Genomic DNA, 12142 nt, shown 5'->3' with positions numbered 1-12142 from the left:
AAATTCGGGAAATCGGTGAGGTTCAGCCGGCGGCAAGTTGCCGTGCCGCGCCAATGCGCCAGCGCGCCAAGTGCTCGTCGGCATAGCGCCGCAGGCAGCGCAATACGGCGCTTTCGTGCTGTACGAGAAAGAAGTGATGGCCGTCGAACATATCCAGGGAGAAACCGCTGGCGGCGTCGAGTTGCCAGTCGAGCAACTGGTCGGCGCGTACGCTGTCCTGCTTGCCGCCAAACACATGGATTGGCAGGCCAAGCGGCTCGCGCTCGCCGTAGATGAAACTGCCGCACAGCAGAAAGTCGGCGCGCAGGATCGGCAACATCAACTGCATCAACTCGGGGCTGGCCAGGGCTTCTTCGGCAGTGCCCTGCAATTCGCGCAGGCGGGCGATGAGTTGGGCATCGGTCTTCTCGATAGCGTATTCGCTGACATCGCGCCGCGCCGGGCCAGCCGTGCCTGAAGCAAATAACGCCAGGGGCGCAGGCACATTGCGCGCGCTCAAGGCATGGGCCAACTCAAACGCCAACAGCCCACCCAGGCTGTGACCGAACAAGGCATAAGGACCGTCGAGATCACGGCTGATTTCCTCAGCCAATTGCGCCGCCAGAGCCTTGATATCGCGCTGCAACGGCTCGTCCATGCGCCTGCCGCGCCCGGGTAATTCCAGCGGGCATACCTGCAACCAATCCGGCAGGACGCGGCGCCAGCGAGCATAGACCGAGGCGCTGGCGCCTGAGTGGGGCAGGCAAAACAGACGCAGCCGGGCGGGCGTATTCATCACGCAAGCACTCCAAACTGACACATGCCCAATGCACGATAAAAACCCATCTGCTCCTCCTGCGGGTGCTGATCCTTGGCCGTTTGTTAACAAGCCTGTCACCCAGAAGAACGGACGGCCCCGGCAAATAATTAGTCGCAGGCGGCGAGCGAGACGTAGTTCACACCTTCCGCAAAGGCATAAGATTAGTTCGCCTTCTCATTTGACAATCATTATCATTCAGCATAATTTGTTGCCCGATGTGTAGGAGGCCTCAGCAAGGACGCCCTCCCCTAACCTCTTTTGCGACAAGGTGATTTCCATGACGGAACAAGTATCCACAGGCAGGTGCGACTCACCCCTTCTGCAGGCGTTCGTCGATAATCGACTGATATTGGTAAAGATCGCCGCACGCATTACCGGGTGCCGCTCCCGTGCCGAAGACGTGGTACAGGACGCCTACTTCCGATTGCAGTCAGCGCCGACGATCACTTCATCGTTCAAAGCCCAACTGAGTTACCTGTTCCAGATCGTGCGTAACCTGGCGATCGATCATTACCGCAAGCAGGCCCTGGAGCTCAAATACTCCGGGACCGAAGAGGAAGGCTTGAATGTGGTTATTCACGGCGCTTCACCGGAAACGTCGCACATCAATTTCAACACCCTGGAAAACATCGCCGACGCCCTGACGGAATTGCCCCAGCGCACTCGCTATGCGTTCGAGATGTACCGCCTGCATGGCGTGCCGCAAAAGGATATCGCCAAGGAGTTGGGGGTTTCGCCGACATTGGTGAACTTCATGATTCGCGATGCGCTGGTGCATTGCCGCAAGGTGTCGGGCAGCCACAGCGATACGTTTGCACGCAGGGTTTGAGCGCGGCGGGCCCATGCTGCGGGAGCAGAGGCGTGATGCTGGTACCGATGAGCATGGGTATCCACACAACTCGTGTAGCCGCAACCAACCGTAACCACAATGCGAAGCGAGCCGCTCGTGATCTTGATCTTGATCTGCTTTTGATCTCAGGCGCCCCGTCAAACCACGCTGGCCGTAATTCGCCATGGATTTGGGGGGTAAACCGGCAGGGATGCCGGTTTAGCCGCCCCGCGCCATGGATGGCGCGTGGCGGCGGCCCCCCAAATCCATGGCGGATTACGGGCACACCGAGCCTACGCGAGGTGCCGAGTGGTGGGGCAAGAGCCTTTTTGGTTACTTTTGGGGCTCTTTTCCAAAAGTGACCCGCTGTAAAAGCGGAACCCTAAGTGGCCGTTACCGCAGGAATGGATATGTACTCGGTCTGATCCAACATCCTGGTCGGCTCTTAGGCCGCCATCGGGGGCAAGCCCCCTCCCACATTTGGATCTTGGCGTGTCAGGTAGATATGCGCCAGCTATCCGACCGTCACGGGAGCCAGCTCCCTCGCGCCCCATCAAAAAGGTTTCAAATCCCCCTCAGGGCACTGGCGTCAGATCAATACGATACGGCTCGAAAATCTTCAGCATCTGCCCATTGTCCCGCAAGCCCTTGAGCAATGCGGAAAACGCCTCTGCCGTGATCGGTGCCTTGGGCCGCAGCAACGCGTAATGGTGATACACCTGGTCAATGCGCTCGGACACCAGAAATTGCCTGGCCATGTCCACATTGCGCACCAGAAAATCACTCAGGTACGAACGCGTCACCAAGGCAATATCAGCCCGCCCACGCGCGACCATCAACAGGTTGCTGTCATGGGAATAAGTCAAGGTGGCGTTGAAGTGCTGGGCCATGTTCCTGGGATCCGGGTTGAAACCCGCAAAGGCATAGTGATAGCCGCTGAAGACTGCCAGGCGCTTGCCGGCAAGGTCGGCAAAATAGCTTTCGTCGCGACCGGGCTGACGTTGGGCGACGAAGATTTCTGCGTCTTCCAGGCCCATGTCGACGCTGGTATGGGCAATATCCCGCCAGCCCCAGGACGGATTCTCGAAAATCGCCATGTCGACCCGGCCTTGCTCGAAATCGCGGAAACGCCGGGGAATAGATGTGGGTACCAAGACAAACTGGTAGTCGGTTTGCGCAGCGTTCAGGGCCTCGATCAATTGCGGCAGCAAACCGGTATCGGCACCTTGTTCAGGACGTACGGTGTAAGGCGGAAAGTGCGCCGCGCCGATCCTCACCAATTGCGCAGCGCCCGCCTGCGTCCACGCGGCGCTGCCCAGTGCCCATAATGCAAGTCCTGCAGCCAGCCGCCATGGCGAAAACATCGAGGCACACACCGTTGAATATTCTGATGGCGCTAAGCTAGGCGTTTTTATCGGGGGAGACAACGTTCGCCCTCAAATTAATAACGTGCACCTCAATCCGCCTTTAACACCATCAGCAGGGCCTCTTCGGCCAATTCTTCAAGGGTCAGGCTGCCCTGGGTACGGAACCAGGTAGTGGTCCAGGACAACGCGCCCGTCAGGAAGCGCCGAGTAATAAACACGTCACCGCGGATATACCCGGCGGTCTTGGCCTCACCCAATACCTGCAACCAGATATCTTCATAAACGTCGCGCAAGGCCAGCACCTGGGCCTGGCCCTCGGCCGACAGCGAACGCCATTCGTAGACCAGCACCGCCATGGCCTCGCCGCTGCCGCCCATGATCGACTGCAACTCGCAGCGAATCAGCGCCAGCACACGCTCGCGCACAGTGCTCGCCTCTTCCAGCGCGGCGCGCATCATTGCGGTGTTGTAGTGGATGGTTTCTTCCATCACCGCCCGCAGAATCTCGTCCTTGCTCTTGAAATGATGAAAGATGCTGCCCGACTGTATGCCCACGGCGCTGGCAAGGTCACGCACGGTAGTGCGCTCAAAACCCTTGTTGCGAAACAGGTGAGCCGCGGTTTGCAGCAATTTGCCCCGGGCGCTCTCGGGGTCGGTCAATCGGCCACCGGCGACCATGGCGCGCATCACCCCCAGGGCTTTGTGCTCATCCATGCTGCTCTCCTTCACTTGTGCTGACATCTTGGGCGGCAATTTAGGCCGTGGCCGCCACCCAAGCAAGCGCTTGGGTAAAACTTGTGCGCACAGTTTACAAACCAAGCGCTTGCTTGGTAGTCTCGACACCACCCCCTGGAGGAAGGATTTCTCATGAGCAAAACGGTTCGTATCGGCTGCGCCAGCGCCTTCTGGGGCGACACCTGCACGGCGGCCGCTCAATTGGTGCAAGGCGGCGCCCTGGATTACCTGGTGTTCGACTACCTGGCGGAAGTCACCATGTCGATTCTCGCCGGAGCACGCATGAAAGACCCCAAGGCCGGTTACGCCACGGACTTTGTCGAGGTCCTCACGCCCTTGCTGGCGGATCTCCAACGCCAGGGCATCCGCGTGATCAGCAATGCCGGCGGCATCAATCCCCAGGCCTGCGCCGCCGCCCTGCAAGCGGCCTGCGACCAGGCCGGCATTGCGCTGAAAATCGCGGTGCTGCTCGGCGATGACCTGCACCCCCAACTCAAACACCTGCCCAACGTCACCGACATGTTCAATGGCGCCCCGCTGCCACCTTTGTGCGTGTCCGCCAATGCCTACCTTGGCGCGCCGGGGATTGCCCAGGCCCTGGGGCTTGGCGCCGATATCGTCATCACCGGCCGAGTGGTCGACAGCGCGGTGGTCAGCGCGGCCTTGGTGCACGAGTTCAACTGGTCATGGCAAAACTACGATCATCTGGCCCAGGCCGCCCTGGCCGGGCATATCATCGAATGCGGTGCCCAGTGCACCGGCGGCAATTTCACCGATTGGCGCGACGTACCGGACTACGAGCACATCGGCTTCCCCATCGTCGAAGTCAGCGCCGACGGCCAGTTCACCGTCAACAAAGTCGAAGGCAGCGGCGGCCTGATCAGTGAACTCAGCGTGGCCGAACAACTGCTGTATGAAATCGCTGATCCGCGCGCCTATCTGCTGCCGGATGTGATCTGCGATTTCAGCCAGGTCAAGTTGCAGCAGCAAGGCAAGCATTCAGTGCGCGTGCACGGCGCCAAGGGGCTGCCACCCACCGATCAGTACAAGGTCAGCGCCACCTATCCTGATGGTTTCCGCTGTACCGCCAGTTGCCTGCTTGCCGGGATCGACGCGGTGGCCAAGGCCGAGCGGGTCAGCCAGGCGATCATCAACAAGACCGAGCAACTGTTCAGCCAACGCGGTTGGGCGCCCTACACCGACGTGAACATTGAGCTGCTGGGCAGCGAAGCCACCTACGGCGCCCATGCCCGGCGTGAGGATTGCCGCGAAGTGGTGATGAAACTGGCCGTGAGGCACCCGAGCAAACAGGCCCTGGTGCTGTTCGCCCGCGAGATCGCGCAAGCGGCCACCGGCATGGCGCCGGGGCTCACCGGCATCGTCGGCGGGCGGCCTACGGTCTACCCGTTGATTCGGCTGTTTTCGTTTCTGATCGACAAGGCGGCCTGTGCACTGAGCATCGATTATCAAGGCCAACGCCATGCCGTCGAACTGCCCGCCGCGCTCCCCCTACGCACGCCCGCTGCCCCCATCGAACCGCCCAAACCCCAAGGCCGCGCCGACGCCAGCGTGCCCCTGGTGAAACTCGCCGTGGCGCGCTCCGGTGACAAGGGCAACCACAGCAATATCGGCGTGATCGCCCGCCACCCCGACTACCTGCCATGGATCGCCGAAACGCTGACCCGGGAGGTGATCGTCGACTGGATGAGCCACGTGCTCGACCCCCTTCACGGCCGCGTCGAGCGCTGGTATCTACCCGGCAGCCACAGCCTGAATTTCCTGCTGGAAAATGCCCTGGGCGGCGGTGGTATCGCCAGCCTGCGCATCGACCCGCAAGGCAAAGCCTTTGCCCAGCAACTGCTGGAAATCCCCATCGCCGTGCCGCAACACATTGCCGACCAACTCACCTAAAGGACCGTCGCCGTGGCCTTCGACTCGATCTTCAAAGCCGACCTGTTCCAGGGGCAAACCGTGATTGTCACCGGAGGCGGCAGTGGCATTGGCCGCTGCACCGCCCATGAGCTGGCGGCCTTGGGCGCTCGCGTGATCCTGGTGGGTCGCAAGCCGGAAAAACTGCAGAAGGTCGCAGCGGAAATTGTCGAAGATGACGGCGTCGCCCATTGGCATGTCTGTGATATTCGTGATGAAGAGGCGGTGAAGGCGCTGGTCACGCAGATCCTGCACGACCATGGCCCCATCCATGGCCTGGTCAATAACGCCGGCGGCCAATACCCCTCGCCCCTGGCCGCCATCAACCAAAAGGGCTTTGAAACCGTACTGCGCACCAACCTGGTGGGTGGTTTCCTGGTGGCGCGGGAAGTGTTCAACCAGTCGATGAGCAAGCACGGTGGATCAATCGTCAACATGCTCGCCGACATGTGGGGCGGTATGCCCGGCATGGGCCATTCCGGCGCAGCGCGCGCGGGCATGGATAATTTCACCAAGACCGCCGCGTTTGAATGGGGCTATGCCGGGGTGCGCGTCAACGCCGTGGCGCCCGGCTGGATTGCCTCCAGCGGCATGGACACCTATGAAGGCGCGTTCAAGGCCGTGATCCCCACCTTGCGCGAGCATGTGCCGCTCAAACGCATCGGCACCGAGTCGGAAGTCAGCGCGGCCATCGTTTTTCTACTCAGCCCGGCCGCGGCCTTTGTCAGCGGCAGCACGCTGCGCATCGACGGTGCCGCCAGCCTGGGCAGTCGGGCATGGCCGCTGCACAAGGCGCAGGCGCCGAGCCAACCCTTCAATGGGTTCCACCGCGCCTATCTGCCGGATGTGCTCAAGACGGAGCAATAACACGATGCCGACGATTGAAACCCTGGTCGATCCCCACAGCCCACAGTTCGCACAGAATCGCGCCGCCATGCTGGCCGCCATTGCCCAGTTGCACCAACTGGAACACAACCTGCTGGCCAAGGCTGAGGAGGCCAGGCCCAAGTTCGACAAGCGCGGCCAATTGCTGCCCCGCGAGCGCCTCAACCTGCTGCTCGACCCGGGCGCGCCGTTTCTGGAACTGGCCAGCCTGGCCGGCTACAAACTCCACGACGACAAGGACGGCAGCGCCGCCGGTGGCGGGCTGATCGCCGGCATCGGCTATGTCAGCGGCGTGCGTATGTTGGTGGTGGCCAACAACAGCGCGATCAAGGGCGGCACCATTTCCCCCTCGGGCCTGAAGAAATCCCTGCGCCTGCAACAGATCGCCATGGAGAACAAACTGCCGGTGGTGACCCTCGCCGAAAGCGGCGGCGCCAACCTCAATTATGCCGCCGATATTTTCGTCGAAGGCGCGCGCAGCTTTGCCAACCAGGCGCGCATGTCGGCGATGGGCCTGCCGCAGATCACCGTGGTGCATGGCTCGGCCACGGCAGGCGGTGCCTATCAGCCGGGCTTGTCGGATTACGTGGTGGTGGTGCGCGGCAAGGCCAAGCTGTTCCTTGCCGGGCCACCACTGCTCAAGGCCGCCACCGGCGAAGTCGCCAGCGACGAAGATTTGGGCGGTGCGCAGATGCACGCGCAAACCGCCGGCACCGCTGAATACCTGGCGGAAAATGATGCCGATGGCGTGCGTATCGTGCGAGAAATTGTCGGCCTGCTGCCGTGGAATGACCGGCAGCCGCCAGCGGTAAAAAACACCTATGCCGAGCCGCTGTACCCCATCGACGAGTTACTGGGGCTGATCCCCGATGATCCGAAAAAGCCCTACGACGTGCGCGAAATCCTCGCGCGCCTGGCCGACGCCTCTCATTTCCTGGAGTTCAAAAGCGAGTTCGACGCCCATACCGTCTGCGGCCATCTGCATATCCAGGGCCGCGCCGTTGGTGTGATCGGCAACAACGGCCCTATCACGCCGAAAGGCGCGAGCAAGGCCGCGCAGTTTATCCAGCTGTGTGATCAGAGCCGTACGCCGCTGCTGTTCCTGCACAACACCACCGGCTTCATGGTTGGCACCGAGTCCGAACAGCAAGGGGTGATCAAGCACGGTGCAAAGATGATTCAGGCGGTGGCCAACGCCCGCGTGCCCAAGCTCACGGTGGTGGTCGGTGGCTCCTACGGTGCCGGTAACTATGCGATGTGCGGGCGCGGCCTTGACCCCCGCTTTATATTCGCCTGGCCCAACAGCCGCACAGCGGTCATGGGCGGCGCGCAAGCCGGCAAGGTGCTGCGCATCGTCACCGAGGCCAAGCAGTTGAAGGACGGCCTGGTGCCCGACCCAAAGGTGCTGGACATGCTCGAACAGGTCACCGCGCAGAAGCTCGACAGCCAGTCCACGGCGCTCTACGGCAGCGCCAATCTGTGGGATGACGGGTTGATCGATCCACGGGATACCCGCACCTTGCTTGGGTTCCTGCTGGATATCTGCCATGAGGCTGAACTAAGGCAACTGCAACCGAACAGCTTTGGTGTGGCGCGATTCTAATCAGGAGAACAATAAAAATGATCTTCACCCAGGAACACCAGGAACTGCGCCGCACCGTGCGCGCCTTCGTCGACCGCGAGATCAACCCCCATGTCGACGAGTGGGAAAAAGCCGGGCGCTTTCCCATCCACGAGATCTTCCGCAAGGCCGGCGACCTGGGCCTGCTGGGCATTTCCAAGCCGCAGCAGTTCGGCGGCATGGGCCTGGACTACAGCTACTCCATCGTCGCCGCCGAAGCGTTCGGCAGCATCCGCTGTGGCGGCATCCCCATGTCCATCGGCGTGCAGACCGACATGTGCACCCCGGCCCTGGCCCGCTTCGGCTCCGATGAATTGCGCGAGGAGTTCCTGCGCCCGGCCATCAGCGGTGAACAGGTCGGCTGCATCGGCGTGTCGGAAACCGGCGCCGGCTCCGACGTGGCCGGGCTCAAGACCCATGCGCGTAAAGACGGCGAAGACTATGTGATCAACGGCAGCAAGATGTGGATCACCAACTCGCCCAGCGCCGACTTTATCTGCCTGCTCGCCAACACCTCCGATGACAAGCCGCATATCAACAAGTCGCTGATCATGGTGCCGATGAACACGCCGGGCATCAGCGTCAGCCCGCCCCTGGAAAAGCTCGGCATGCACAGCTCCGAAACCGCCCAGGTGTTCTTCGACGACGTGCGTGTGCCGCAGCGCAACCGCATCGGCCATGAAGGCGCAGGCTTCATGATGCAGATGCTGCAGTTCCAGGAAGAACGCCTATTTGGCGCGGCCAATATGATCAAGGGCCTGGAGTACTGCATCGACAGCACCATCGAATACTGCAAAGAGCGCCAGACCTTCGGCAAGGCGCTGATCGACAACCAGGTGATCCACTTCCGCCTGGCCGAACTGGCCACCGAAATCGAGTGTCTGCGTGCGTTGGTCTACCAGGCTACCGAGCAGTACATCAAGGGCCAGGACGTGACTCGCCTGGCGTCCATGGCCAAGCTCAAGGCCGGACGCCTGGGCCGTGAGGTCAGCGACAGTTGCCTGCAATATTGGGGCGGCATGGGCTTCATGTGGGACAACCCGGTGGCCCGCGCCTACCGCGACGTGCGCCTGGTATCGATTGGCGGCGGTGCCGACGAAATCATGCTGGGCATCATCTGCAAACTGATGGGCACCCTGCCCGGTAAAAAACCATGAGTACCCTGCTGCTGGAAGCCCATAACGGCGTGCTGCATATCACCCTCAACCGGCCCGAATGCCGCAATGCAATGAGCCTGGCCATGGTCAGGGAACTGCGTGCAGTACTGGCGCAATTGGACAGACAGGTACGCGCCGTGGTGATCAGCGGTGCGGGGGGGCATTTCTGCGCGGGGGCCGATGTGAAGGACCTGGTCGGCGCGGGGGATCAGTTACACGCGTTGAACCGCGCGTTTGGCACCTTGCTGCAAGAGGTGCAAGCGCTGCCGCAGGTGGTAATCGTAGTGCTGCAGGGCGCGGTGCTGGGCGGTGGGTTTGGGTTGGCCTGTGTGAGCGATATTGCGATCGCCGAACACAAGGCGCAGTTCGGCTTGCCGGAGACCACCCTGGGGTTGTTGCCGGCGCAGATAGCGCCGTTTGTGGTCAAGCGCATCGGCTTGACCCAGGCACGGCGGCTGGCGCTGACGGCGGCGCGGTTTGATGGGGTCGAGGCTGGCCGTTTGGGCGTGGTGCATTTTGTCGAGCACGATGCCCAGGCACTGGCGCAGCGGCTGGATGAAGTGTTGGGGCAGGTATTGCAGTGCGCGCCGGGGGCCAATGCGCGAACCAAATCCCTGTTGCTGGCAAGCGTGGATGAGCCGCTTGATGCTGTACTGGACCGCGGGGCGCAGTGGTTTGCCGAGGCGGTGAGAGGCGAGGAAGGGATTGAGGGGACGCAGGCGTTTGTGCAGAAGCGAAAGCCGGGTTGGTCTCGATGACGCCATCGCAGGCAAGCCAGCTCCCACAGGGGAACACATTTCAAATGTGGGAGCTGGCCTGCGAAGAGGCCCCAACACACGCCACATCCAGTAAGGGATAACCCAATGCCCGCCTTCACCAAAATCCTGATCGCCAACCGCGGCGAAATCGCCTGTCGTATCCAGCGCACTGCCCAAGCCCTGGGCTACCGCACCGTGGCCGTGTACAGCGACGCCGACGCCCATGCCCTGCACGTGCAGATGGCCGACGAAGCCGTGAATATCGGCCCGGCTTCCGTACAACAGTCATACCTGAACATCGCCGCCATCCTCGACGCCGCCCGACGCACCGGCGCCGACGCCATCCACCCAGGCTACGGCTTCCTTTCGGAAAACCCCGACTTCGCCCGCGCCTGCCAGAACGCCCATATCGTTTTCATCGGCCCCAGCAGCGAAGCCATCGAGCTGATGGGCAGCAAGCGCCTGTCGAAGATCGCCATGCTCGACGCCGGTGTGCCCTGTATCGCCGGTTACCAAGGCAGCGCCCAGGACGACGCCACGCTGCAACAGGAAGCCGAGCGCATCGGCTTCCCGCTGATGATCAAGGCCAGTGCCGGTGGCGGCGGGCGTGGCATGCGCCTGGTACACCAACCTGAACAGCTGCTGGAGCAACTGCGCACTGCGCGCTCCGAGGCAATGAACGCTTTTGGCAGCGACGAACTGATTCTTGAGCAGGCCCTGATCGACCCGCGCCACGTTGAGGTGCAAGTGTTCGGCGATCGCCATGGCAACCTGATCTACCTGGGCGAGCGCGACTGTTCGATCCAGCGCCGCCATCAGAAAGTCATCGAAGAAGCGCCCTGCCCCGTGATGACGCCCGAACTGCGCCAGGCCATGGGCGACGCGGCGCTCAAGGCCGGGCGGGCGGTGAGCTACGTCGGCGCCGGTACCGTGGAGTTTCTGCTCGATCGCAATGGTCGGTTTTATTTCCTGGAAATGAACACGCGCCTACAAGTCGAACACCCGGTGACCGAGCTGATCACCGGCCTCGATCTGGTGGCCTGGCAACTGCACATCGCCGCCGGCCAGCCGCTGCCGCTGGCACAAGCCGATGTGGTGCTGAGCGGCCACGCCATGGAAGTGCGCCTGTACGCCGAAGACCCGGCCCAGGGCTTCCTGCCGCAAACCGGTGACGTGCTGCGCTGGGAGCCTGCCGCCTGCGTGCGCATCGACCATGGCCTACGCGAAGGCGAAACCATCAGCCCGTTCTACGACCCGATGCTGGGCAAGATCATCGCCCACGGCGCCACTCGCGAAGAAGCTCGCCGAAAGTTGCTGCGGGCAGTGGAAGACACCGTGCTACTGGGTGTCACCACCAATCAGCGGTTTTTGGTTGATTTGCTCAAGCAGCCGGATTTTATCGCCGGCGAGTTCAGCACCGCCTTTATCGCCGAACGCTTCGGCCAGCTACTGCCCCAAGCGCCATCGACTGAACAGCTCAGCCTGGCCGCAGCGCTGTTTTACCGGCACAGCGCCGACCAGCATCCCCAAGGCCTGGCGGGATGGCGCAACACCGCCAATGTGCCGTGCACCTACCGCCTGGAGGTCAATGGCCAAACCCACACCGTGAGTGCCGACGACCTGCAACTCACCATCGACGGTCGCTGGGCCACCTGGGTGCTCAACGGCATCCGGCGGCGTACCGCCTACTACATCGACGATACCCAACTGTGGCTGCCCGGCGTGAAGGTGACCAACCGCACCCAGCAGGTCGCCAGCCGCCAGGTGGATGCCAGCAGTGGCACGATCAAGGCGCCGATGGATGGCGCCATTGTCGATATCCAGGTCAGCGTCGGCGACACAGTCACCAAAGGCCAACTGTTGCTGGTGCTCGAAGCGATGAAAATGGAGCACCCGCTGAAGGCCGGGATCGACGGCATCGTCAAGGCGGTGCAGGTCATGGCGGGCGATCAGGTGCGCAATCGTCAGGTTTTGCTACAGATCGAATAACGCCCTAGGCGGAACTACAGGGCCGGGCTACGCTCTATCCCCATCAGAAAGGGACGAGTACGGGAACCTGCACC

General features: G+C 62.0%; 10 protein-coding genes. 7 read left to right on the top strand and 3 right to left on the bottom strand.

Annotated features, from left to right (window positions below; translation table 11 throughout):
* Positions 1-22: 22 nt before the first annotated feature.
* Positions 23-775 (bottom strand): thioesterase II family protein, encoded by a 753-nt coding sequence (locus JH25_RS04425; RefSeq protein ID WP_032880094.1) that lies wholly within the window; start codon positions 773-775, stop codon positions 23-25.
* Between the two features lie 301 nt (positions 776-1076).
* Between JH25_RS04425 and JH25_RS04430 the strand changes: the two genes are divergently transcribed.
* Positions 1077-1628: an RNA polymerase factor sigma-70 gene (locus tag JH25_RS04430; RefSeq protein ID WP_005789991.1), complete on the top strand. Its 552-nt coding sequence runs from the start codon at positions 1077-1079 to the stop codon at positions 1626-1628.
* Between the two features lie 575 nt (positions 1629-2203).
* Here JH25_RS04430 and JH25_RS04435 read toward each other — a convergent pair.
* On the bottom strand, positions 2204-2992 hold the full coding sequence (locus tag JH25_RS04435; protein WP_032880092.1) for a substrate-binding periplasmic protein: 789 nt from the start codon (positions 2990-2992) through the stop codon (positions 2204-2206).
* 92 nt (positions 2993-3084) lie between these two features.
* A complete protein-coding gene (locus JH25_RS04440; RefSeq protein ID WP_005789994.1) occupies positions 3085-3708 on the bottom strand; it encodes a TetR/AcrR family transcriptional regulator in 624 nt (207 codons plus the stop codon).
* Between the two features lie 153 nt (positions 3709-3861).
* On the opposite strand from JH25_RS04440, the gene JH25_RS04445 reads away from it, so the two are divergent.
* The 6 genes from JH25_RS04445 to JH25_RS04470 all read left to right on the top strand — a co-directional run bounded on the left by JH25_RS04445 (position 3862) and on the right by JH25_RS04470 (position 12068).
* Positions 3862-5640, top strand: a complete 1779-nt coding sequence (locus JH25_RS04445; RefSeq protein ID WP_032880091.1) for an acyclic terpene utilization AtuA family protein — start codon at positions 3862-3864, stop codon at positions 5638-5640.
* 12 nt (positions 5641-5652) lie between these two features.
* Positions 5653-6525, top strand: a complete 873-nt coding sequence (locus JH25_RS04450) for an SDR family oxidoreductase (RefSeq protein WP_032880089.1) — start codon at positions 5653-5655, stop codon at positions 6523-6525.
* A gap of 4 nt (positions 6526-6529) precedes the next feature.
* A complete protein-coding gene (locus JH25_RS04455; protein ID WP_032880088.1) occupies positions 6530-8146 on the top strand; it encodes an acyl-CoA carboxylase subunit beta in 1617 nt (538 codons plus the stop codon).
* A gap of 17 nt (positions 8147-8163) precedes the next feature.
* Positions 8164-9321 (top strand): citronellyl-CoA dehydrogenase, encoded by a 1158-nt coding sequence (gene atuD / locus JH25_RS04460; RefSeq protein WP_032880087.1) that lies wholly within the window; start codon positions 8164-8166, stop codon positions 9319-9321.
* Positions 9318-10079 (top strand): enoyl-CoA hydratase/isomerase family protein, encoded by a 762-nt coding sequence (locus tag JH25_RS04465; RefSeq protein ID WP_032880086.1) that lies wholly within the window; start codon positions 9318-9320, stop codon positions 10077-10079. Before atuD ends, JH25_RS04465 begins: the two co-directional genes overlap by 4 nt.
* A 105-nt stretch (positions 10080-10184) precedes the next feature.
* On the top strand, positions 10185-12068 hold the full coding sequence (locus JH25_RS04470; RefSeq protein ID WP_032880085.1) for an acetyl-CoA carboxylase biotin carboxylase subunit: 1884 nt from the start codon (positions 10185-10187) through the stop codon (positions 12066-12068).
* The last annotated feature ends 74 nt before the right edge of the window (positions 12069-12142 follow it).

This window comes from Pseudomonas sp. BRG-100, assembly GCF_000737955.1.
Lineage (GTDB): Bacteria > Pseudomonadota > Gammaproteobacteria > Pseudomonadales > Pseudomonadaceae > Aquipseudomonas > Aquipseudomonas synxantha_A.
Note: the sequence above shows the minus strand (reverse complement) of the source record. Positions and strands in the feature narration are given on the sequence as shown.

What these genes read in the sequence shown, in the direction of transcription:
- JH25_RS04425 (WP_032880094.1), bottom strand. Translation starts at nt 775, where the DNA reads ATGAATACGCCCGCCCGGCTGCGTCTGTTTTGCCTGCCCCACTCAGGC.
- JH25_RS04430 (WP_005789991.1), top strand. Translation starts at nt 1,077, where the DNA reads ATGACGGAACAAGTATCCACAGGCAGGTGCGACTCACCCCTTCTGCAG.
- JH25_RS04435 (WP_032880092.1), bottom strand. Translation starts at nt 2,992, where the DNA reads ATGTTTTCGCCATGGCGGCTGGCTGCAGGACTTGCATTATGGGCACTG.
- JH25_RS04440 (WP_005789994.1), bottom strand. Translation starts at nt 3,708, where the DNA reads ATGGATGAGCACAAAGCCCTGGGGGTGATGCGCGCCATGGTCGCCGGT.
- JH25_RS04445 (WP_032880091.1), top strand. Translation starts at nt 3,862, where the DNA reads ATGAGCAAAACGGTTCGTATCGGCTGCGCCAGCGCCTTCTGGGGCGAC.
- JH25_RS04455 (WP_032880088.1), top strand. Translation starts at nt 6,530, where the DNA reads ATGCCGACGATTGAAACCCTGGTCGATCCCCACAGCCCACAGTTCGCA.
- atuD (WP_032880087.1), top strand. Translation starts at nt 8,164, where the DNA reads ATGATCTTCACCCAGGAACACCAGGAACTGCGCCGCACCGTGCGCGCC.
- JH25_RS04465 (WP_032880086.1), top strand. Translation starts at nt 9,318, where the DNA reads ATGAGTACCCTGCTGCTGGAAGCCCATAACGGCGTGCTGCATATCACC.
- JH25_RS04470 (WP_032880085.1), top strand. Translation starts at nt 10,185, where the DNA reads ATGCCCGCCTTCACCAAAATCCTGATCGCCAACCGCGGCGAAATCGCC.